Genomic DNA, 22747 nt, shown 5'->3' with positions numbered 1-22747 from the left:
TAGCCGCTAAATTCCGAGGCTTCGTTTCACTTTTTGTTGCCATGCACTACAACCGTCTCGGCCGTTCGGGCCTGCAGGTCTCCGCCCTTTCGCTGGGCTCGTGGATCACGTATCACAACCAGGTCAACGCCAGCGGCGCGGCCGAGCTCATGGCCCAGGCTTTCGATGCGGGCGTGAACTTCTTTGACAACGCCGAGGTCTATGCCAAGGGCGAGAGCGAGCGGGTGATGGGCGAGGCGCTCAAAAAGCTCAAGTGGCCGCGCCTGAACTACATCGTTTCCAGCAAATTCTTCTGGGGCCTGGACCGGGATAGTGCGGGCATCAACCGCAAGGACACGCTGAACCGCAAGTACCTGATGCAGGCGCTGGACGGCTCCCTGCAGCGCATGCAGCTGGATTTCATTGACTTGATCTACTGCCACCGGCCGGACCCGCACACGCCCATTGAGGAGACCGTGTGGGCCATGCACAACCTCATTGAGCAGGGCAAGGCGCTGTATTGGGGCACGAGCGAATGGGCGGCGGACGAGATCCGGGCCGCCTATGAAATTGCCGAGCGGCATCACTTGCACAAGCCCTTGATGGAGCAGCCGCAGTACCACCTGTTCCACCGCAAGCGGGTCGAGCAAGAGTACGCCCGCCTGTACCGGGAGATCGGTCTGGGGCTGACGACGTGGAGCCCGCTGGCGTCGGGGCTGCTGACGGGCAAGTACCGGCAAGGCATTCCGGCGGGGAGTCGGGCTGACACCCAAGAGTGGCTGCGGGCGCAACTCATCGATCCCGCCCGCAATGCCGCCGTGGCGGCCTTGGAACCGATGGCCCTGGAACTGGGCGGTAGCCTGGCGCAACTGGCCATTGCGTGGATCACCCAGAACCCCAATGTATCCACGGTGATCCTGGGCGCCAGCAATGCCCGGCAGTTGAGCGACAACCTGGGGGCCCTCGCGCTGCGGGAGAAGCTCACGCCCGAGGTTATGGCGCGGCTGGAGGCCTTGACCGCGCCGCACGCCCAGTAACTACCCGGCCACCACCCGGTCCCGCCCTTCGCCTTTGGCGCGGTAGAGGGCGGCATCGGCGGCTTGGAGCAAGCCCTCGGCACTGCTGTTACCTTGGGCCTGCACCACGCCGCCACTCACGGTGACGACGAGGGCCTGCCCATCCCATTGCGGTGGGGTGGCACGCAAGGTCTGTCGCAGGCGCTGGGCCACCTCCAGCGCCTGGGCAAGCGGCGTGTCCGGGAGCAGCAAGGCGAACTCCTCGCCCCCAATCCGCGCGGCCAGATCCACCTCCCGCAGGCTGGCCTTGAGCCGTTGGGCGACCTGCACCAAGGCCGCATCACCGGCGGCGTGTCCATGGCGATCATTGAGCGGTTTGAAGTGGTCCAAGTCGAGCAGCATCAGACACAAAGGCTGTCCATTGCGCCGCTGGCGGGCCAAGGCCAGGGCCAGTTGCTCGTTGAAGTGGCGCCGATTGGCCACGCCGGTCAGGGGGTCGATCAAGGCTTGCCGGCGGATGATTTGCAGCAGACGGGCGACGACGCAGGTGGCCAGGCTTACGTTCAAAAAGATCACCAAACACACAAAGGCCCACAGCGGCGCTAAAGGGTCGGGGGTCGCGGTCGCCTCCGGGTCCAGCAGCCAGCCGGTGCGTGCCAGCATCACGGCGGCGGCCAGCGCAAAGGGCGCAGCCAGGGGCAGACCCAGGGCTCGGGGTTCTTGCGCCTGCAGCGCCCGGCCCAGCTCCCACGCCAGGGCGCCGAGCCAGAACGCCGCGGGCAGGGAGTACAGCAGCGTGTACCCGCGCACCGACACGCTGCCCAGCGGTAGCACGGCATAGCCCAACGCCACAGCACTCCACACCATGAGGTCGATGCGTGTGCTGTGGGGCAATTTGAACAAGTGCTGCACGCCACGGCGGGACAGGGCGTACGCGCTCAAACCCAAGAGGTCGGCCACCGGCCAGACCACCCAGTCAGGCGCGGTATCGCGCTGCAGCGTGAGCAACAGGCTCAGGCCCAGCAGGCCATTGGCGGCGCTGAACAGCCCACTGGCGCGGGGGGATACCCGCATCCCCCCGGCCAGGACCGCCCACAGCACGGCCGCGACGCTGCTGAGCAGCGCCAAGACCTGTGTCAGCAGCCCTTCCAAGCCCATGCCAGGCCCTTGCCGAAGTTCAACCTGTAGGCGTTGTATCCCATACCCGAGAGGCCGTCGACCCCGGGGTTAAGCAGGGGTTGCGGGTGACGCGGCGGGTTGCCGAACCTCGACGCGGTCGCGTCCGCGCTTCTTGGCTTCATACAGCGCGGCATCGGCCCGGGCAAGCCACTCGCTGGCGCGCATGCCCCGTCCAGGAATGCCGCCGCACAAGCCGATGGACAGGGTGATGCGCCCCTCGGGTGCTGCCGCATGCGGCAGGTTCAGTTCGGCCAATTCCGCTCGGATGCTGGCGGCTCGTTCCAGTGCGGCCTCGGGGGCGCAGTGGTCCAGCACCAGCACGAACTCCTCGCCGCCGTAGCGGGCCACCACGTCGGTCCCCCGCCGAGCGGCAGCTTGCAGCACGCGGGCGATTTGGCGCAGTGCCCCATCGCCCGCCGCATGGCCGTGGGCGTCGTTGTAGGGTTTGAAGTGATCCACGTCGACCATCAGGATGGAGATCGGGTGTTGCAGGCGCAGCGCATGGGCCCACACCTGCCGCAAGCCCTCCTCCAGGCTGCGACGGTTGGCCAACTGGGTCAAGTCGTCTTGGCTGGACAGACGGGCTAAGCGCTCATTCGCCGCCAACAGGTCGCGCTCCAGGCGCTTGGCTGCAGAGATGTCGGTGACCACCGACACGAAGAAATGATCCGTGCCGCTGTGCACTTCCGAAATGGCAGCATGGATGGCGCGTTCCGAGCCGTGGGGGCACCGGGCTTGCAATTCGCGCCGGGGGCCGATGAGGCCCACGTTTTGACCCGCCAGGTGCCGACGGAAGAGCTCTCGCAGGGGTTGCCGTTCGTGTCGCTGCAACAGCTTGAGCACCCGTCGCCCCACGAGACTGCCCGGACCGTGACCCCACAGCGACTCGGCCGCTGGGTTGGCGAATCGCACGCGACCATTGGCGCCCACGGTCAGGATGGCCGCGCCAGCGGTGCGGATGATGGCGTCAATTTGGGCCTGGCTGGACTGCAGGGCCTGTTCCTGCTGCATCAGCTGCGTCAGGTCCTGGCGCACAGTGAACGTGAACCCGTCTGGTGTTCGGCTTTCGCGGGTGAGGATCCAACGCCCATCCGGCAAATGCGCCAGCATTTCGGGCCGTTGGCCGTGGGTCAGGACCCGTTCGGCGATCCAGGCTTCCTCGTTGGCTCGGGCTTCGACGGGCAGCATGCCTTGGCGCTGGGCCACGCGGATGGCATCCTCAAACGTCTTACCGATCAGGGCGTCGTAATCCACGTCCGGGTACCACTGGCGGTACTGCTGATTGACCAGCAGCAGCTTGCCGCTGGGCTCCCAGATTTCCAAGGCAATGGGCAGGGCGTTGATGGCCTGATTCAGCAAGTGCAAGCGCTGTTCGGCCAGCTCACGCGCTTGGGTGATGGCGTTGCGCGCTTGCACCAATTCCGTGACGTCTTGTCGCACCGATACCAGGCGACCCGAAGGCATGCGCCGTTCGGCGATGGACATCCAGTGGCCTTGGTAATCCAGCAGGAAAGGACGCACTGAACGCCCGCGCTGACTCAGGCGCTCCAGCAGCCACGTGCGCTCCCGGCCGCGGGCGGAGGGAATGGCTCCGGCCTCAAGGAGGCTTCGAACCACGGACTCAAACGGCACGCCGGGTTTGAGCAATTCGCCGGCCACCGGGTATTGGTCCCGCACATGCTGGTTGCACAGGATCAACCGATCATCTGCCCCCCAAATTTCAAACCCGGCCGGCAGCGCTTCCACGGCCTCATCCAACATCTCGCGGGCTTCGCGCAATTGCTGGTTGGTGCGCTTCAGCTCCGATTGCACCGCCACCAGTTCGGTGACGTCAAAGCGCAGGCTGGCCCAGCCGCCCAACGCGGTGGGGCGTTCCACCATCTGAAGTCGGCGGCCATCGCGGGTGCTCAACATCCAATCCAGCCGGTGCTGCTGGTGGGTTTGCGCGCGCCGTTGCAACCAACTGTCGCGTTCCTGGGCACTCAGCTGCAAATCGCCACTGCCCAAAACCCGGGCGGCGAGATCGCTGTACGGCGTGCCGAGGTCGACGTGCCCCTGTGCGCTGGGGTAGAGCCTCAAGAAGGCTTGACTGCACCACTGCAGGCGATCGTCGCGATCCAGAATCAAGAGCGGCAGGTCCAGCGCCTCGATGGCCTCCGTCCGGTGGGCGAGTTGGTCCCGCAGGCGCTGCTCGCGCACCCGCGCTCTGCCCAGGGCGGCCCCCAGCGCCAGGCTCCCCAGCCCCCACGCCCAAGCCCAGGCCCCGGTCCAAACGGCCCCGGTCAACAACAACACAGCCCCGAGGCCGGCCAGCCACCCCCCCGCTTGCCGTCCCGACCGGGACGGAACCCGGTTGGACGGGGGCCTGGGCTCCGACATTCAAACCTCCTGGGGCTGCTCATTGAGCGCTTGCAAGCGCTCGGGGCTTCCCACGTCCACCCAGGGGCTGCTCAGCCGCTGGGCGCTCACCCGGTCGGCTGCGATGCCGCGCTCCAGCCACGGGCGCAGCGCTTGCTTCTCCCCGGCCTTCAGGCTCGCAATGAGGGCGGGCCGCATCAAGCCCACACTCGCCCAGGTGAGACAGGGCCCGCCATAGCCTTGCAGACGCGAACGCACGCGCCCCCTGCTGTCCAGTCCAAAGTCACCCTGGGGGTGATGAGGGGCGTTCTCGGTCAACCACAGATGGGCCCAATCCTGCGTGCTTGAAAACTCCGCAACCGCTTCGGCGTCGAAGGCGAAGCCGGGCAGGAACACATCGCCGGAAACAAACCAAAAAGGGTCATCCGGTTCGCGCGCCAGTTGTGGCAGGGCATTGGCCATGCCGCCCGCCGTCTCCAGGGCGCCGCCCCATGCTCGGCCCTCCATCGCGTAATGCAGGCGCAACCCCCAGCGGCTCCCGTTGCCCAGAGCGGCTGGGAATTGGTCTTCGAGCCAGGCGGTGTTGATGACCACGTCGCGGATTCCGGCCCGTGCCAGGGCTTCCAAGTGCCACACCACCAGCGGCTTGCCGCGCACGGGGAGCAGGGGTTTGGGCGTGTGGTCCGAGAGCGGGCGCATGCGCTCTCCGCGTCCGGCACAGGCGATCAAGGCGTGAGGAATGAACATGTCGTTTAGTTTCGCAGCGGGGGGGTGAGCGGGGTTCCCTAAAATCTCACGTTTTCCCCAATTCAATCTCGACCATGCCGCAGAACACCGCCTCGATGGCCAACGCAATCCGTGCGCTGACGATGGACGCCGTCCAAGCCGCCAACTCCGGCCACCCCGGCGCCCCCATGGGCATGGCCGAATGCGCGGTGGCGCTGTGGGGCGGGATGCTCCAGCACAACCCGGCGGACCCGAAGTGGAGCAACCGCGACCGCTTCGTGCTCTCCAACGGGCATGGCTCCATGCTCATCTACTCGTTGCTGCACCTGACGGGTTATCCACTGTCCATCGACGACCTGAAAGGCTTCCGCCAACTGCACAGCAAGACGCCGGGCCACCCCGAGGTGGACATCACCCCGGGCGTGGAAACCACCACCGGCCCGCTGGGCCAGGGCATTGCCAATGCCGTGGGCATGGCGCTGGCCGAGAAGCTGCTGGCGCAGGAGTTCAACCGCGGCAACCAGGCCATCGTGGACCACCACACCTATGTGTTCCTGGGCGATGGCTGCATGATGGAAGGCGTCAGCCACGAGGCTTGCGCCCTCGCCGGGGCCTGGAAGCTGAACAAGCTGATCTGCGTGTACGACGACAACGGCATCAGCATCGACGGCCAGGTTGCGCCCTGGTACATCGACGACGTCAACCAGCGCTTTGCGGCCTACGGTTGGAACGTCATCGGTCCGGTTGATGGCCATGACGTGGCCGCGATGCAGGCTGCCCTGGCCCAGGCCCAGGCCAGCACCGAGAAGCCCACGCTGATCCGCGCCAAGACCGTCATCGGCCAAGGCAGCCCGAACCGCGCCGGCACGGCCAAGGCGCACGGCGAGGCCCTGGGCGCGGAGGAGATCAAGCTGACCCGCGAGCAGCTCGGCTGGACCCACGAGCCCTTCGTCATCCCCGCCAGCGTGTATGCCGACTGGGACGCGAAGAAAGCCGGTGCCAAGGCCCAGGAAAAGTGGCAAAAGCTGTTTGACGCCTACGCCAAAAAGCACCCCGAGCTGGCCGCCGCCTACCAGCGCCGCATGGCCGGTGAGCTGCCCGAAACCTATGCCAAGCTGGTGGCTGACCTGCTGGCCGACACCGACGCAAAGGCCGAGACCGTGGCCACGCGCAAGGCCAGCCAGCAGGCGCTGGAAGCCTTCACCGCAGCCCTGCCGGAACTGCTCGGCGGCAGCGCTGACCTGACGGGCTCCAACCTCACCAACACCAAGAGCACGCCCGCACTGCGCTTTGATGGCGCCGCCCCCAACGGCGGCCGTCACATCAACTACGGCGTGCGCGAGTTTGGCATGGCCGCCATCATGAACGGCGTGGCCCTGCACGGCGGCTACATCCCCTACGGCGGCACCTTCCTGACCTTCAGCGACTACTCGCGCAACGCCATTCGGATGGCCGCGCTGATGAAGCGCCGCGTGGTGCACGTGTTCACGCACGACTCCATCGGCCTCGGGGAAGACGGCCCCACGCACCAGTCCATCGAGCACGCCGCCAGCCTGCGTCTGATCCCGAACCTGGACGTCTGGCGCCCGGCCGACACCGCCGAAACGGCCATGGCCTGGGCGGCGGCGATCGCCCGCCAGGACGGCCCGGCGGCGCTGTTGCTCTCGCGCCAGAACCTGCCCTATGCGCCGAAGGCCGACCTGTCGGTCATCGCGCGCGGGGCCTACGTGCTGGCCGAGCCCAAGGAAGTCGGCCTGAGGAAAAAGGCCCAGGCGGTGATCGTCGCTACCGGCTCCGAGGTGCAATGGGCGCTGCACGCGCAGCAGCAGTTGGCCACCGAGGGCATCGCCGTGCGCGTGGTCTCCATGCCTTCGACCTCGGTCTTTGACCGCCAAGACGCCAAGTACAAGGCCGCTGTGCTGCCCAAGGGCTTGCCGCGGGTGGCCATCGAAGCGGGCGTGACCGAGGGCTGGTGGAAGTACGGCGTCGACGCCGTCATTGGCCTGGACCGCTACGGCGAATCCGCCCCCGGCGGCGTGCTCTTCAAGCACTTCGGCTTCACGGCGGAAAACGTCGCCGCCACGGTCAAGGCCGTGCTGAAGCAAAAGCGCTGATCAATCTCGCGGGACGCCATCGGGCGTCCCGTTTTGTTTTGTTTTCACTTTTTTCTGGAGATAGCAATGACCATCAAGGTTGGCATCAACGGCTTTGGCCGCATCGGTCGCATGGTGTTCCGCGCCGCGGTGCAGAACTTCGGCAGCGACATCGAGATCGTCGGCATCAACGACCTGCTCGAGCCCGACTACCTCGCCTACATGCTGAAGTACGACAGCGTGCACGGCCGCTTCAAGGGTGAGGTCAGCGTGGACGGCGGCCAACTGGTGGTCAATGGCAAGAAGATCCGCCTCACCCAAGAGCGTGATCCCGCAGCCTTGAAGTGGAATGAAGTCGGCGCCGACGTGGTGATCGAGGCCACCGGCCTGTTCCTGGACAAGGCCACGGCCGAGAAGCACCTGGCTGCGGGCGCCAAAAAGGTGCTGCTTTCGGCCCCCAGCAAGGACGACACGCCCATGTTCGTCTATGGCGTAAACCACACCACTTACGCTGGCCAGGCCATCATCTCCAACGCCTCGTGCACCACCAACTGCCTGGCCCCTGTGGCCAAGGTGTTGAACGACAAGTGGGGCATCAAGCGCGGCCTGATGACCACCGTGCACGCCGCCACCGCCACGCAAAAGACCGTGGACGGCCCGAGCAACAAGGACTGGCGCGGTGGCCGCGGCATCCTGGAAAACATCATCCCCAGCAGCACGGGCGCGGCCAAGGCCGTGGGCGTGGTGATCCCCGAGCTGAACAAGAAGCTGACCGGCATGAGCTTCCGCGTACCCACCAGCGACGTGTCGGTGGTGGACCTGACGGTGGAGTTGAACAGCCCCGCCAGCTACGCCGAAATCTGCGCCGAAATGAAGGCGCAGAGCGAGGGCGCGCTCAAGGGCGTGCTGGGCTACACCGCCGATAAGGTGGTGGCCACCGACTTCCGCGGCGAGCCCTGCACGTCGGTGTTCGACGCCGAGGCCGGCATTGCGCTGGACAGCACCTTCGTCAAGGTGGTGAGCTGGTACGACAACGAGTGGGGCTACTCCAACAAGTGCTTAGAGATGGTGCGCGTGATGGCGGCCTGATCGGCCACTGTGGATGGATTGGCGCGCCGCTGAACGCGCGGCGCCCGACTCGAAACCCCGCTTTGGCGGGGTTTTTTCTTGCACACTGGCGGGTCCAACGTTCTTGCTGTGCTGCCATGAACACCCGCCCTGCCCTTCGTCCTTTGCTTATCGCCCTGACTGCGGCGCTTGGGGGCGCGCTGGCCCTGCCGGCCGGTGCGCAAGCCAGCCTGGAGGGGCGCGTCATCGTGCGCCTCAAGGGAGACTCGCCCACGGTACGGATCAAGGCCTGGCGTGAAGGCGCGGCCGAGTTGGAAGTGCGCGATGCGGCTCAGCGCCGCGTGGATCGTCTGGCCCAGCGCAGCAGCTTGCGATTGAATGCGGGCCGGAGTTTGGACGACCGAACTCATGTGGTGATCGGGGCAGGGCTGGACTCCAGAACCCTGCGCCAGCGTTTGGCCCAGGACCCGGACGTGGAAGCGGTGGTCGTCGATGGCATTCGCCGTCACAGCGCCGTGCCCAACGACGCCCTCTACGCCAGTGGCGGCACCGGCCAGGGTCAGTGGTACCTGAAGGCCCCGGCCGCGCCCGTGGTCTCGTCCATCAATGCCGAAGGGGCGTGGGATTTGACGACCGGCTCGGCCAGCGTGGTGGTGGCCGTGCTGGACACCGGGGTTCGCTACGACCACCCGGACCTGGCGGCCAACCTGCTGCCGGGGTACGACATGATTGGTGCGGGGGGTGGCGGGTCGGTGCGCTTGGCGGTGGCGAATGATGGCGACCTGGCCGACGCCGATGCCAGCGATCCGGGTGACTGGGTCAATCAGGCCGATGTGGACAGCGGCCGCTTGGGTTCGTGCTCCAAAGACGACATCGGCAGCAGCAGTTGGCATGGCACCCATGTGTCGGGTCTGATTGCCGGTGTGGGCAACAACGGCATTGGCATCGCCGGAACCAGCTGGAGCAGCAAGATCCTGCCGGTTCGGGTGTTGGGCAAGTGCGGCGGCTACGACAGCGACATCCTCGCCGGCATGAAATGGGCGGTGGGCACGGCGGTGCCTGGGCTGCCCACCAACCCCAACCCTGCGCGGGTGCTGAACATGAGTTTGGGCGGCGTGGGTGCCTGTGACACCTCCTTTTATGCCCAGGCGATTGCCGAAGCCAATGCCAAGGGTGCGGTGGTGGTCGTGGCCGCAGGCAACTCGGCGGGCGAGCCGGTGGACAACCCGGCCAATTGCCCGGGGGCCATTGCGGTGACGGGTTTGCGGCACATCGGGACCAAGGTGGGTTTTTCCAGCATGGGCCCCGAAGTCACGCTGGGTGCCCCGGGGGGCAACTGCGTGAACCTGTCGGGCGATTGCCTTTATCCCATGCTCAGCACGACCAACAAGGGCTCAGAAGGTCCGGGGGCCAACGGCTACAGCGACAAGGAGGCCTCGGTGGGCACCAGCTTTGCGACCCCGTTGGTTGCAGGGGTGGCGGCGTTGATGCTGTCTCGCAATGCGGCCTTGACCCCATCGGAAATCATGGCCGCGCTGCGCTCGACGGCCCGCCCCTATCCCACCACAGGCAGTGATGCGGGCACCTTGCAGTGCCCTGCCCCCAAGAGCGGGGTGGAGGTGCTGGAGTGCTACTGCACCACCACCACCTGCGGCGCCGGCATGTTGGATGCGCGGGCGGCGGTGGCGGCGGTTCCGGCCGCTCCAGCCCCAGCGCCCGCTCCAGCCCCCGCCCCTGCCCCTGCGCCAGCACCTTCTGGTGGAGGCGGTGGCTTCACCGGGCCGCTCAGCCTGCTAGGCCTGGTGGCGGCGTTGGCTGCACTGGGGCGACGCCGTCCCTGAGGGGTTGGGCTGCACCGGGTGTTGCTGAGCTCGGCTTCTTCTGGGCGGGAATGGCGTGCGGGGCGGAATTGCGCTCTGCAATCAACTTGAGCTGCAGGTCGATGACCAGCAGCTCGGGCGCGTCGGGCGGCAGCTCCTGTTTCAGCTTGGAAAAGCGGGTCTGGGCGTCGTCGTAGCGGGCCAATCGACGCTCCAACTCGCCGGCAACCAAGCTGTCACGAAGCCGCGCCTTGGGGCTCAGCTCGGCCTGGCGGAGCACGAGCTTGTATTGCTCCAAGGCTGCGAGCGCGTAGCTTGAATACTGCTGGGCGTTGGCCTGCCAGGTGGCCTGCAGCAGCGTCGAAGCGATCAAGGCGGGCGATTCGTCCAAGTGGCGTTGCAGCCAAGCCGCGAGGTAGTACTGCGTGTGCGGGACTCGCAGCGCCTGGTAGTCCGCGGAGGGAACCAGGACCTGCAGTTTCTCAAGCTCACGCTCGCTGAACTTGTCTTTGTAGAGCACCAGCCCATTGGTGAGGCACTGGGGGAGGGGCCAAGGTGCGGGGCCGCCCCCGATGGGGCGGAGATCCAAGCCACGCGAGAAGTAATGGCTCGAGCCGATCAGGTTGGCGGTGAATTGCTCGCCGCCAACGGGGCAGGTGATCTGTGCTTGGAAGGGTCGGGTGGCGTGCGCCGAGGCCGTCAGGCACGCCAGCAGCACGATCAGAACGCGCATGTCGGGCTCCCTGCTTCAAGGTGCTGAGGCGGCCGAAGCTGCCGACGCCGGTGATGCCGCGGAGGCCGCTGATGCGGCGTCCTGCGCGGGCTTGGCGCGGCAGGGCTGCGGGCCACCCCCCCAGGCCTCGTGCTTGGCTTGCAGTTTGTTGGCGGGCCAGGCGAGCACGCGCAGCCAGTGCTGGGTCTGCGGCCCGCGCAGTTGCAGCACACGCAGACCGCGCAAGTTACGGGTGTCGCGCAGGCGAGCGAGTTCGGTGTCTGCTGCTGCCTCGCTATCGTGCCGGCTCAGCAGCAGGCTGGTGCTCTGTTCCTGGGGCGCGACAAAGTTCTGCGGCTTTAGCAAGGCCCGCTCCACCACAGTGCGCTTGCGCTCCAGATCCGCCGGATTGGTGGCCGCGCGGGTCAGCAGGCCCCATTGAGCGGGCAGTTCATGGGTTTCGTGGGCCCACTGACCTGCGGGCAAGTTCAATTCGGCGGTGAGCGTGGCTTCGGCCGCTTGCCAGGCCGTGTCGTCCGCGAACGGGCCGAGCAGCCGGCACAGGGGGGGGGCCTTGCGCAGGGCTTCGGCCTTTTTGGGCTCGATGAGCTTGAGGCGTTCGGGATGGAGCTGGGCGGCGAGTCGCTCGGGTTCCCGCTGCCCCTCACCGGGCGCCGGTCCCCAAAAGCCTTGGCCCCAGGCCCACATCCAGCCATTGGCCGCCACCAGGGCGAGGAGAAGCAAGATTCTCAGCACGGAACCTCCGAAGGGGGCGGGGCAAGGCGCACCTGGGCTTCACCCGAGGCGACGGTGTGGAGGCGATTGTGGGCGTCCCGCAAGCGCAGAGCGCCCGAGGCGTCCACACCTTCGGCCTGGCCTTCCAAGGTGCCGCAGCGCACGGCGGCGCCTCGCAGCCCATCCACCGCCTCAAACTGCGGCAGCCAGTGCGCCCAGCCCTGGGCGGGCCAGCAGTCCAACAGGCGTGTGAGGGCTGGGGTGGCGGCGGCCAGGGCGCGGGGGGCGGTCCAGGTGGGGTCCAGCTCCTGAAGGCCGGCGGCCGGTTGCCCAGGGTCGGATTCGGGGGGGACGACGTTCAGACCCACGCCGATCACCACACCGCGCGGCAAGCCGCCCTGGCCCACGGTCTCAATCAGGATGCCGCCCAGCTTGCGCTGCTGCCACCACAGGTCGTTGGGCCATTTCAAACGCAACCGGGGGTCCAGGGCCTGAACCAGGGCCACCCCCACCGCGAGGGAAAGGCCGTCCAGCGGGGCGCCCGTCCAAGGCCAGGCAACAGAAAACGTCAGCGAATGGCCCGGCCAGCTTTGCCAGGCGCGGCCCAGCCGGCCCCGACCCGCGTCTTGTTGCTCGGCCACCAGCAGGCGCGGGTGGGCGAGGCCTGCACGCAGGGCGTCCAGTAGTTCGGTGTTGGTTGAGCCGCAACGCGGCTGCCAGTGCAGCTCCACCGCGGGGCCCAGGGCCCGGGCCAGGGCCGGCAGGGCCCAATCCAGTGCGGGCGTCATCGGCGCTTCTTGGGGTAGAGCAAGGTGCCGCGGCACTCGGTGGCCCCACAGCAGCAGGCGTACTCGCGCTTGAGTCGTGCGGTTTGGCGTTCTTCCACGCTCAGGTGGTAGTCGTAGAACAGCTCTTCACCAGGTTCGAGGTTGCGCAGCGCAAAGATGTAAACGCGGCCGCGGACTTCTTCGGCCTCGCAATTGGGGGCGCAGCTGTGGTTGATCCACTTGGCGCTGTTGCCCTGAATGCGGCCGTCGATCACGTCGCCGGATTCCAGCGAGAAATAAAAGGTGTGGTTGGGGTCGTTGGGGTTGGCGGGGTGGCGCCGGGCGGCCTCGTCGTTGCTGATGCGCTCGCCCCGGTACTCGAGGATGCGCTCTCCAGCGCCAATGGGCTGGGTCACAAACACCCCACGCCCATGCACGCCGGAGCGGCGAACCTGAACGCGGCGTGAAGACGAGACGGCGCGAGGGGACATCGGCGAGATTCGTATCATGAATATTCGAGGGCGCGCGCGTGCACATACGTGTGGGTGCGCGCGTACGCGAGGCGGCGCGCATTGTGCACCCGCCTTTTGATCACCCAAGAAGAATCCATGACGTTAAAAACCCTGGTCATTGCCGAGAAGCCTTCTGTTGCGCTGGACATCGTGCGGGCCCTGACGCCCGTGTCGGGCAAATTTGAGAAGCACGATGAGTTCCACGAGAACGAGCGTTACATCGTGTCGTCCGCCGTGGGTCACTTGGTGGAGATCGCCGCGCCGGAGGGCGTGGACCCCAAGCGCGGCAAGTGGAGCTTTGCCAACCTGCCGGTGATTCCGTCGCACTTTGACCTGCAGCCCATCGACAAGAGCAAGAGCCGGCTCAATGCGCTGGTCAAGCTGATTCGCCGCAAAGACGTCGACACCTTGATCAACGCCTGTGACGCGGGCCGCGAAGGGGAGCTGATCTTTCGCTTGATCGTGCAGTACGCGCAACCCGCACGCGGCAAGTTTGAAAAGTCTGTGCAGCGGCTGTGGCTGCAGAGCATGACGCCCGAAGCCATCCGTCAGGGTTTTTCCAAGCTGCGCTCGGATGCGGAACTGCTGCCGCTGGCCGACGCCGCCCGCTGCCGCTCCGAGGCCGATTGGCTGGTGGGCATCAACGGCACGCGCGCCATGACGGCCTTCAATTCGCGCGACGGTGGCTTCTTCCTCACCACCGTGGGCCGGGTGCAAACGCCGACGCTCTCTATCGTGGTGGAGCGCGAAGAAAAAATCCGCAAGCACGTGGCCCGCGACTACTGGGAGGTGCGCGCCACCTTCGATGCCATCGCCGGCCAATACGAAGGCAAGTGGATCGACCCCCACTTCAAGAAGGGCGAGGACGGGGATGCGCGGGCCGACCGGCTCTGGAACCGCACCATGGCCGAGTCCATCGCGGCGGCCGTCAAGGGCCAGCCCGCCACGGTGACGGAAGAGAGCAAACCCACCACCCAAGCCAGCCCGGGCCTGTTCGACCTGACCAGCCTGCAGCGCGAAGCCAACGGGCGCTTTGGTTTCTCGGCCAAAACCACGCTGGCCCTGGCGCAGGCGCTCTACGAAAAACACAAGGCCCTGACCTACCCGCGGACCGACAGCCGCCATTTGCCGGAGGACTACCTGCAGGTGGCCCAGCAAACGGCCGAGATGCTGCGCGATGCCAACCCCGCCGGTCTGGGCGTGCACGCCGCCACGCTGCTGAAGAACGGCTGGATCAAACCCACCAAGAAGGTCTTTGACAACAGCAAGGTCAGCGACCACTTTGCCATCATCCCCACGCTGCAAGCGCCAGGCAGTTTGAGCGAGGCCGAGGCCAAGCTCTACGAGTTGGTGGTCAAGCGCTTCCTCGCCGTGTTCTTTCCGCCGGCCGAGTACCAAGTCACCACGCGCATTTCGCAGGTCGGGCTGCACAGCTTCCAAACCACGGGCAAGGTGTTGGTCAATCCGGGTTGGCAGGCGGTGTTCGGCAAAGAAGCCCAAGACGACGAAGCCCTGCTCACGGCGGTGCGTGCGGGCGAGAAAGTGCGCACCGAGTCGGTGGACGTCAAGGGCCTGCAAACCAAGCCCCCGGCGCGTTACAACGAAGCCACCTTGCTGGCCGCGATGGAAGGCGCGGGCAAGCTGGTGGACGACGATGAGCTCCGCGATGCCATGGCCGAGCGTGGCCTGGGGACGCCGGCGACGCGCGCCAGCATCATCGAAGGCCTGCTGACCGAGAAATACATGCTGCGCGAGGGGCGCGACCTCATCCCCACCGCCAAGGCCTTCCAGCTCATGACGCTCTTGCGCGGCCTGGAGGTGGAGGAACTGACCCAGCCCGAGCTCACCGGCCAGTGGGAGTACGAGCTCTCACAAATGGAGAAGGGCAAGCTCAGCCGCGAAGACTTCATGGCGGCCATTGCCAAGATGGCCGAGCGGGTGGTGGCCAAGGCCAAGAGCTACGACCGCGACACCATCCCGGGCGACTACGCCACCCTCACCACGCCCTGCCCGAACTGTGGCGGCGTGGTGAAGGAAAACTACCGTCGCTTTGCGTGTACGGCCTGTGAGTTCTCCATCACCAAGATCCCGGGCGGACGCAGCTTTGAGCTGGCCGAGGTGGAACAGTTCATCCAGGACAAGCACATCGGCCCGCTCGAAGGCTTCCGCTCACGCATGGGGCGCCCGTTCACGGCCGAGCTGCAACTGATCTTTGACGAGGAGATCAAAAACTGGCGCCTCGAGTTCGACTTTGGTGATGACAAGAGCCAAGACGACGGCACGCCGGTGGATTTCAGTGCCCAGACGGCCCTGGGCGCCTGCCCCAAGTGCAAGGGCCACGTTTACGAACACGGCAGCAACTATGTGTGCGAGCATTCGGTCGGTCAGCATGTCACTTGTGACTTCAAGAGTGGCAAGATCATCCTGACGCAGCCCATCGAGCCCACGCAGATGGGCAAGTTGCTGCACGAGGGGGGGACCGACTTCTTGGAAAACTTTGTTTCCAACCGCACGCGACGCAAGTTCAAAGCCAAACTCGTCTGGGATGCCAAGGCGGGCAAGGTGAACTTTGAGTTCGAACCCCGTGCGCCGAGGGCCCCGCGCAAGACGGCGGCCAAAAAGAGTGCCTGAGTGATCGGCAAGAGCCTTCGCTTCCGGCTGGCGCTGGGCTTGACCCTGGCGGCGGCTGTCATCGGTCTGGTGGGGCTGGGCCTGTGGTCCAGCGGTGAGGCGCGCAAGCTGCGCCAGGGCCTGGAGGCGCGGCAGATGCGCTTGGCAGCGGTGGCGGCCAATGGCTTGGCCACCCCGCTGTGGAACCTTGACCTGCTGGTGGCTGGGGCGTTGCTGGACACCTTGATGAGTGACCCCGAGGTGCACAGCGTGGAGGTGCAGCCGGTGGGCTTGGGGTCCAAGCCCCTGCGCCGCCTGCGCGAAGGCGCGACACAAGGCACGCTGATTGAGCGGCGGTTTGACATCGTGCACGGGCAGGCGCCGGACAGCAGCATCGTCGGGCAGGCCCGCTTGGTGGTGAGCACTGCCGCCATTGACGCTGAATTGCAGGCCAATCAGCGCTTTTTCACGGGGGTGTTGACCGCCGTGCTGACCACCCTGGTGGTCGGGTGCTACGGCTGGGTCACCTTGCTGGTACGCGGCCCCGTGGTCCGCCTCGGGGAAATGGCGCGGCGCGTCGCCCAGGGTGAACTGGGCATTCGGGTGGAGCCTCCGGGGGAAGGCGAGCTCGGGGAGTTGACGGGTCAGTTCAACCGCATGAGCGAGCAGCTCGCGGGCGCCACCGACCGCCTCCGGCAAAGCGAGGCCCGCTATCGCAGCCTGTTTGAAAACGCCAGCGAGGGCATTTTTCAGATGGACTCGCGCGGTCGTCTGCTCGATCTGAACAAGGCGCTGGCCCACATGCTGGGGTTTGCGTCGTCGGAGGCTGCGTTGGCGCGCACGCGCTCAGTGTTCCGCCTGATGCACCTGAACCGCGACGATTGGCCGCCCCTGATTGAAGCGCTGGCGGTTCAGCCCCAAGGCGTGCAACGCTGGCCGATTCAGATCCGCACCCTGGCGGGCAAGCCGCTGTGGTTGGAGCTCTCGTTGCACCGGGTGCGGGGGGACCAAGGCTTGCTCCGTGTGGAAGGGCTGGCCATCGACATCACCGAGCGCCGCCGGGCTGAACAAGAACTCAGCGCGCACCGCGAACAGTTGGAGGAACTGGTGGCCGCCCGTACGGCGGAACTGGTGGAAGCCAAGCAACGGGCTGAGGCCGCCAGCCTGGCCAAGAGCCGCTTCTTGGCCACCATGAGTCACGAGTTCCGTACCCCCTTGAATGCGATCCTCGGGTTTTCGCAACTGTTGAACCTGGATCTCAGCCTCAGCCCTGAGGTGCGCCGCAAGCTGGCCCTGATCCAGGAGAGCGGTGAACACCTGCTGGCTCTGATCAACGACCTGTTGGACATGGCGGCCGTCGAGGCCGGTCGGGTGCAGTTGCAGCCGCAGGTGGTGCAGATGCGCTCGCTGTTGGAGCTCTCCAGCGCCATCGTGCGCCCCCGCGCCGAGCAAAAAGGCTTGCACTACAGCCTGGTGCTGGACGAGCACCTGCCCGATCGCGTCATGGTGGACGGGCAGCGCTTGCGGCAGGTGCTGCTCAACCTGCTCTCCAACGCCGTGAAGTTCACCGATCGGGGCTTTGTGCGCTTGTCCGTGAGAAATTTGCCCTCCACTGCACACTCGGCGCGCTTCGCCATCGAGGTCGAGGACAGTGGCCCGGGCATGGACGAAGTGCAGCGCGAGCGCTTGTTCAAGCCGTTTGAGCAGGTCGGGGAGGGGCCCCGCCGGCGCGAAGGCAGCGGCCTGGGACTGTCCATCAGCCAGCAGTTGGTGCGTTTGATGGGCGGCCAGATCCAGGTGTCCAGCACGCCGGGAGAGGGCAGCCGGTTCTTCTTCGAACTCGAGTTGCCCATCGTCGAAGGCTGAGGGCCTGCTGGCTCCCCGGACAATCGGCCCATGACCGCCTTGTTCGTCGATTTGTTTGCCGAATTGGAGACGCTGGGCCAAGCGTCGCGTGCCGCCAGCCGCGTGCTGGCCGCATCGTCCACCGCCGCCCGCAACCAAGCCCTGCTGGCCCTGGCCCGCCGCTTGCGCCAGCCGCAGCCCCAGGTGACCGAGGCCAATGCCCAGGATGTGGCGCAAGCCCAAGCCCGCGGGCTGGAGGCCCCGCTGGTGGACCGGCTGCGCCTCACGCCCGCCATCCTCGAAACCTTGGCCCAGGGCTGTGAGCAAATCGCCGCCCTGCCCGACCCCGTGGGCGAAATCAGTCAGCTGGCGCGCCGCGAGAGCGGCATCCAGGTCGGCCGCATGCGCGTGCCACTCGGGGTGTTCGGCATGGTGTTCGAGAGCCGGCCCAACGTCAGCATCGAGGTCGCCAGTCTCGGCATCAAGAGCGGCAACGCCTGCATCTTGCGCGGCGGCTCCGAGGCCCTGGCCAGCAACCGCGCCCTGGTGGCGCTGGTGCAGGCGGCGCTCGAGGAGGCAGGCCTGCCGCCTGCGGCCGTGCAACTGGTGCCGCATGCCGACCGCGCTGCCGTGAGCTGGATGTGCACCGCGACCGAGCACCTGGACCTACTCATCCCGCGCGGCGGCAAGGGCTTGATTGAGCGGGTGGCTGCGGAGGCCAAGGTGCCCGTGCTCAAACACCTGGATGGCAACTGCCACTGCTACGTCGACGAGCACGCCGATCTGGCCATGGCCCTGACCGTGGTGGACAACGCCAAGACGCAAAAGGTCAGCCCCTGCAATGCCACCGAGAGCCTCTTGGTGCACCGTGCCGTGGCGGCGGCTTTTCTTCCGCGCCTGGCCGAACGCTGGGCGCCCAAAGGCGTCGAGTTCCGCGCCTGCCCCGAGAGCCTGCCGCTGCTGCCCGGGGCGCTCCCTGCCACCGAGGCGGACTGGGCCGCCGAGTACCTGGACACCAAGATCAGCGTCAAGCTGGTGGGCGGACTGGACGAAGCCATCGCCCACATCAACCGCTACGGCTCGCACCACACCGACACCATCCTGACCCAGCACCATGGCCATGCGATGCGCTTCCTGCGCGAGGTCGACTCGGCCTCGGTCATGGTCAACGCCAGCACCCGCTTTGCCGATGGCTTCGAGTACGGCCTGGGGGCCGAGATCGGCATCAGCACCGACAAACTGCATGCCCGCGGCCCGGTCGGGCTGGAGGGCTTGACCAGCCAAAAATGGATCGTGCTGGGCGAGGGGCAGGTGCGGACATGAAACACTTTTCTCCCCCTGGCCTGGCCCTGATCCTGGCCCTGCTTTTGGCGGGCCCCGCATCGGGTCAGAGCGGGCCCGGTGACGACGAGGTCGCCCGCGCCCTGGCGGACCTGCAATGGCTGGCCGGCTGCTGGCAGCGCGAGGGCGGCGAGGCCGGCAGCCAAGAGCAGTGGATGCCGGTGGCCGGGCGCACCCTGCTGGGCATGAGCCGCACCGTGCGCAATGGCTGTACCGCGGACCACGAATACCTGCAAATCCGCCCCGCCGCGGGCGGGGGCCTGGAGTACTGGGCCCTGCCGGCGCGGCAGCCGGCTGCGGCCTTCCGGCTGGTGCAGCAGACCGCACAGTCCGTGCTGTTCGAGAACCCACAGCACGACTTCCCCCAGCGCATCGGCTACACCTTGGCGCGCGGCGCGGGCGGGGATCGCTTGCTGGCCCACATCGAGGGCCAGCGTCAGGATCAGCTCAAGCGCATCGAATTCCCCTTCCGCCGCGTGCGCTGCGAGGCCGAAAGGTGACGGAAGCGGCCGTCGCGTCGTGCCGCTTTGTGCCGGCCACCGAGGCCCCCTGGGCCGATCTGGAAACCCTTTTTGGGGCGCGCGGCGCCTGCGGCGGCTGTTGGTGCATGACCTGGCGCCGCCCGCGTGCCGCATTCGAAGCCGACAAGGGCGAGGGCAACCGCGCCGCCCTGCAGTCGCTCTGGGCCGAACAGGCACCGCTGGGCGTGCTGGCCTACCAAGGCGACCAAGCCGTGGGCTGGTGCGCCGTGGCCCCGCGCGAGGCCTACGACTACTTCCGCCGCAGCCGCGTGCTCAAGCCCGCACCCGGTGAAGCCGGCGTCTGGTCCATCACCTGCCTTTTCATCGCCAAGCCCTGGCGCCGTCAGGGCCTGTCCGGCCGCCTGGTGGCTGCGGCGGCCGACTGGGCCTGCTCCCAAGGTGCCCGCGTCGTCGAGGGCTACCCCGTCCAGCCCCACCAAGCCCAAGCCGCGCCGGTGTTCCTCTGGACCGGCACCCCGTCCGCCTTCGAGTCCGCCGGCTTCACCGCCCAGCCGGGGCGTGAAGGGATGCGGCCGGTGTACCGGCGGTGATCCTGTGGCTTGCGCGTGGTTTGCCAAAATTTGCCAAACCGACTCGGGTGCCCTAGGCTGACGCAATGAGCACGATGAACATTTCTCTCCCTGATCGCCTGAAGTCCTTTGTGGACGAGCAGGTTCGTCAGCGCGGCTATGGCACGAGCAGCGAATACGTGCGCGAATTGATCCGCCAGGACCAGGACCGGCAACACCTGCGCAGCCTGCTGGTGGCCGGCGCTGCCTCGGCGGCGGCGGCCCCCGCCGATGGAGCCTATTTCGAAGGCTTGCGAGAGCGGGTGCGCAAGCTGGCCAAAGCCGGTCCTCAAGAGTGAAGGCCAAGCCCGTCATCCCGCGTGAGCAGGCCAACCGGGACGTTGACGAGGCGCTTGCCCACTACCTACAGGAGGCAGGCGAAGCGGTGGCGCTGGGCTTTGTCGACGCACTGGAGGCGGCCTTTGCCCACATCGCCCGTCATGGCGCCACGGGCTCGCCGCGCTACGCCCACGAACTCAACCTGCCTGGCCTGCGCACCTGGCCCTTGACCCGCTACCCCTACTTGGTTTTTTACGTCGAGCAGGCGGAGCACCTGGATGTGTGGCGTGTGCTGCACGCCCAGCGGGACATTCCGACGTGGATGCAGGAGCCCGAGGGGATGTGAGGCTCCTACGGGCTGGCGAACGGGACTGAAGTTTTCGGTAGAACCAGCGGTTTCGGAAAACATGCCGAAACACAAGCAGAAACAACCACTTAGAGCGCCTGCTCACTCCCATCCGCCCGCCGCAGCACCTTGGTGAAGCCGGGAAGGCCGGCCATCAGTTGTTTGCCGAAGGGCGTGGTGGCCAGGCGGGGGTCGTAGCAGACGATGTGGGCGTGGTCGGCCTCGCTGCGGATGCCGCGGCCGGCCCACTGGTTCAGGCGCACGCCGGTGGCGGGCACGACCAGTTCCACAAAGCTGCTGCGGCCGTGGCCGTCCAGCCACTCGGCACGGGCCTCCTGCACCGGGTCGTCCGGCGTCATGAAGGGCAGCTTGGGCATGAAGACCCACTCGCACAAGCTGCCGGGCAGGTCCAAGCCCTCACCGAAGCTTTGCAGGCCCACGAGGATGCTGCGCTCGCCACGCTCCACGGCCGCGCGGTGCTCGCGCAGCTGGGTCTCCCGGGCCAGTTCGCCCTGCACTTTGCATTGGCGTTTGAGGCTGGCCGGCAGGGCCGCCATCAGCGTGTGCAGTTGCGCCCAACTGGCGCACAGCAGGAGCGCGCCGGCCTCGACTTGCTTCAGGTCCTCGGCCAGGAGTCGTGCCACCTCGGCGTTGTGCTCGGCAGGCTGCTTGGGGCTGGCGCGCGTTTGCACCACGGTGAAGCGACCCTGGGCGGCGTAGTTGAAGGGGCTGGCCACGCTGAGGGCCTGCACATGCGGGCGGCCGTGCAGGCCGCTGTCGCGCAGGAAGAAGTCGAAGTTGCCCAGGGCGCGCAGCGTGGCCGAGGTCAGCACCACGGCGCTCATGCGCGGCCACAGCTCGCGCCGCAGCACCCCGCTGGCGAAGAGCGGGCAGGCGCGCGCCACCACGCGCAGGCTGCCGCCCCCCACGCTGAAGTCCAGCCACTTGGCGGCGGGCGGGTCGCCGTTGTCCAGCATCAGCTCTGCGGTCTCCAGCAGGTCGCTCAGGCGCTTGAACGGCCCGCCGATCTCGGTGACGTGCAGGGCGATGACCGGGGCCAGGGCCTCGTCCTCGCCGCGCAGTTCCTTCATCCACGCGCTCAGCTCCGTGGCCTTGGCGTGCAGGCGCTGCGCCTGCTGCTCCACGGCCTGCCACAGCGGCACCAGCTCGTCCGGCAGCACACCTTGTGGGAAGCGGATGCGCGTGCTGGGCTGGCCGGGGGCCGAAGCCGCTCCCAGGTCCTTGGATTCGGCCGCCTCGGCCGCTTCGTGCAATTGGCCGATGGCCTCGTTGCCCTGAGTGGCCATCACGCCGCGCAGCAGGTCGTCCAGGCTCTGGTTCAAGAGGCTGGTGCTGCCCTCCAGGGGCAGCGGGTAGCGCAGGCTGCGCGCCGCCTGATCCAGCGCCTTGTCCAGCCGCTGCAGCCAGCGGCGGTCGCTCAAAGACGCTTCACAGGCGAAGTGCGAAAGCGCCGTCGCGGGCAGGTGATGGGCTTCGTCGAAGATGTAAATCGCGCGCTCGCCATTGGGCAGGGCGGAGGCATCCGAGCGCAGGCTGGCCAGCACCAGGTCGTGGTTGGCCACCAGGATGTCGGCGCGGCTGGCGGCGCGCTTGGCGTCGAAGTAAGGGCAGTGGTTGAACTGCGGGCAGTGGCGGCTGGTGCAGGCGTGGCGGTCGGCCGCCAGGTGGCTCCACAGCTTCAGGTCCTCGGGGCCCAGGCTGTCGCGCTCGCCGTTCCAACTGCCACTGGCCCAGCGCGTGGCCAGGGCCTGAAAGCGCTCCAGCGGCGGGGCCTGCAGGGCACTGCCGTCTTCCAGCGTCATGGGGGTCTGCTCGCCGCTGCAGGCTTGGTCCAGCTTGACGGGGCACAGGTAGCGCCCGCGGCCCTTGAGCAGGGCGATGGTGGGCGGCACCTCCAGCGCCCGCGCCAGCTCGGGCAGGTCTTTGTTCAACACCTGCTCTTGCAGCGCGATGGTGGAGGTGGAGACCACCAGCTTCACGCTGGCGCGTCGGGCGAGCGTGATGCCGGCGGCCAGGTAGGCCCGCGTCTTGCCCACGCCCGTGCCGGCTTCCACCACGCAGACGCGCGGCTCCACGTCGGGCTCGAACTTGGCATCGGCCAGGTGCGCGCCGATGGCGTGCAGCATCTCGCGCTGCCCGGCCCGCGCCACCGAGCCCGCAGCCGTGCCCAGCAGGGTCTCGTACAGGGCTTCGAGTTCGTCGGGGAGGTCGGGGAGCGCGGGCATGGGGGGCGGATTGTCTGTGCTGAAA

19 protein-coding genes are annotated in these 22747 nt (G+C 67.2%); 11 read left to right on the top strand and 8 right to left on the bottom strand.

The annotated features are described in order from the left end of the window. Positions 1-41: 41 nt before the first annotated feature. Positions 42-1016 (top strand): potassium channel beta subunit family protein, encoded by a 975-nt coding sequence (locus tag I7X43_RS03020; protein WP_198099408.1) that lies wholly within the window; start codon positions 42-44, stop codon positions 1014-1016. Here the strand turns inward: I7X43_RS03020 and I7X43_RS03015 are convergent, their stop codons facing one another. The 3 genes from I7X43_RS03015 to I7X43_RS03005 all read right to left on the bottom strand — a co-directional run bounded on the left by I7X43_RS03015 (position 1017) and on the right by I7X43_RS03005 (position 5279). After that, a complete protein-coding gene (locus I7X43_RS03015) occupies positions 1017-2153 on the bottom strand; it encodes a GGDEF domain-containing protein (RefSeq protein WP_198099407.1) in 1137 nt (378 codons plus the stop codon). Between the two features lie 69 nt (positions 2154-2222). Beyond that, on the bottom strand, positions 2223-4553 hold the full coding sequence (locus I7X43_RS03010) for a diguanylate cyclase (RefSeq protein WP_198099406.1): 2331 nt from the start codon (positions 4551-4553) through the stop codon (positions 2223-2225). Further along, entirely contained in the window at positions 4554-5279 is a 726-nt protein-coding gene (locus I7X43_RS03005) for a nucleotidyltransferase family protein (protein WP_198099405.1), read from the bottom strand. A gap of 74 nt (positions 5280-5353) precedes the next feature. Here I7X43_RS03005 and tkt point away from each other — a divergent pair, with 74 nt between their 5' ends. From tkt to I7X43_RS02990, 3 genes are all read left to right on the top strand, one after another. Next, a complete protein-coding gene (gene tkt, locus I7X43_RS03000; RefSeq protein ID WP_246480097.1) occupies positions 5354-7372 on the top strand; it encodes a transketolase in 2019 nt (672 codons plus the stop codon). Between the two features lie 66 nt (positions 7373-7438). After that, positions 7439-8440, top strand: a complete 1002-nt coding sequence (gene gap / locus I7X43_RS02995) for a type I glyceraldehyde-3-phosphate dehydrogenase (protein ID WP_198099404.1) — start codon at positions 7439-7441, stop codon at positions 8438-8440. A gap of 116 nt (positions 8441-8556) precedes the next feature. Continuing rightward, positions 8557-10260: a S8 family peptidase gene (locus I7X43_RS02990; RefSeq protein WP_198099403.1), complete on the top strand. Its 1704-nt coding sequence runs from the start codon at positions 8557-8559 to the stop codon at positions 10258-10260. Here the strand turns inward: I7X43_RS02990 and I7X43_RS02985 are convergent. From I7X43_RS02985 to I7X43_RS02970, 4 genes are read right to left on the bottom strand one after another with little or no spacing between them, the layout of a single operon-like run. Next, the gene (locus I7X43_RS02985; RefSeq protein ID WP_198099402.1) at positions 10205-10972 is read right to left on the bottom strand and encodes a hypothetical protein; all 768 of its coding nucleotides are present in this window, start codon (positions 10970-10972) and stop codon (positions 10205-10207) included. The two genes, I7X43_RS02990 and I7X43_RS02985, sit on opposite strands and share 56 nt — an antisense overlap. A 15-nt stretch (positions 10973-10987) precedes the next feature. Continuing rightward, on the bottom strand, positions 10988-11707 hold the full coding sequence (locus I7X43_RS02980; protein WP_198099401.1) for a hypothetical protein: 720 nt from the start codon (positions 11705-11707) through the stop codon (positions 10988-10990). Then, positions 11701-12474, bottom strand: a complete 774-nt coding sequence (locus I7X43_RS02975; RefSeq protein ID WP_198099400.1) for a biotin--[acetyl-CoA-carboxylase] ligase — start codon at positions 12472-12474, stop codon at positions 11701-11703. The genes I7X43_RS02980 and I7X43_RS02975 overlap by 7 nt, the downstream gene beginning before the upstream one ends. Further along, positions 12471-12962: an SET domain-containing protein gene (locus I7X43_RS02970; protein ID WP_375140378.1), complete on the bottom strand. Its 492-nt coding sequence runs from the start codon at positions 12960-12962 to the stop codon at positions 12471-12473. Before I7X43_RS02970 ends, I7X43_RS02975 begins: the two co-directional genes overlap by 4 nt. 99 nt (positions 12963-13061) lie before the next feature. Here I7X43_RS02970 and I7X43_RS02965 point away from each other — a divergent pair, with 99 nt between their 5' ends. The 7 genes from I7X43_RS02965 to I7X43_RS02935 all read left to right on the top strand — a co-directional run bounded on the left by I7X43_RS02965 (position 13062) and on the right by I7X43_RS02935 (position 20476). Next, a complete protein-coding gene (locus tag I7X43_RS02965) occupies positions 13062-15596 on the top strand; it encodes a DNA topoisomerase III (RefSeq protein WP_198099398.1) in 2535 nt (844 codons plus the stop codon). After that, positions 15597-17441, top strand: a complete 1845-nt coding sequence (locus I7X43_RS02960) for an ATP-binding protein (protein WP_198099397.1) — start codon at positions 15597-15599, stop codon at positions 17439-17441. A gap of 30 nt (positions 17442-17471) precedes the next feature. Beyond that, positions 17472-18743 (top strand): glutamate-5-semialdehyde dehydrogenase, encoded by a 1272-nt coding sequence (locus I7X43_RS02955; RefSeq protein ID WP_198099396.1) that lies wholly within the window; start codon positions 17472-17474, stop codon positions 18741-18743. After that, a complete protein-coding gene (locus I7X43_RS02950; RefSeq protein ID WP_198099395.1) occupies positions 18740-19261 on the top strand; it encodes a DUF6265 family protein in 522 nt (173 codons plus the stop codon). Before I7X43_RS02955 ends, I7X43_RS02950 begins: the two co-directional genes overlap by 4 nt. Further along, a complete protein-coding gene (locus I7X43_RS02945) occupies positions 19258-19833 on the top strand; it encodes a GNAT family N-acetyltransferase (protein ID WP_198099394.1) in 576 nt (191 codons plus the stop codon). Before I7X43_RS02950 ends, I7X43_RS02945 begins: the two co-directional genes overlap by 4 nt. Positions 19834-19898: 65 nt before the next feature. After that, complete coding sequence (locus I7X43_RS02940; RefSeq protein ID WP_198099393.1) at positions 19899-20150, top strand: type II toxin-antitoxin system ParD family antitoxin; 252 nt, start codon at positions 19899-19901, stop codon at positions 20148-20150. Continuing rightward, positions 20147-20476: a type II toxin-antitoxin system RelE/ParE family toxin gene (locus I7X43_RS02935; protein ID WP_198099392.1), complete on the top strand. Its 330-nt coding sequence runs from the start codon at positions 20147-20149 to the stop codon at positions 20474-20476. The genes I7X43_RS02940 and I7X43_RS02935 overlap by 4 nt, the downstream gene beginning before the upstream one ends. A gap of 89 nt (positions 20477-20565) precedes the next feature. On the opposite strand, the gene dinG is transcribed toward I7X43_RS02935, so the two are convergent. Continuing rightward, positions 20566-22722 carry an ATP-dependent DNA helicase DinG gene (dinG, locus tag I7X43_RS02930; protein ID WP_198099391.1) on the bottom strand — a complete coding sequence of 719 codons (2157 nt, stop codon included), beginning with the start codon at positions 22720-22722 and terminating at the stop codon, positions 20566-20568. Positions 22723-22747 lie beyond the last annotated feature (25 nt).

The organism is Inhella gelatinilytica (assembly GCF_016093295.1).
Lineage (GTDB): Bacteria > Pseudomonadota > Gammaproteobacteria > Burkholderiales > Burkholderiaceae_C > Inhella > Inhella gelatinilytica.
This window is presented reverse-complemented; position numbering and strand designations above follow the sequence as displayed.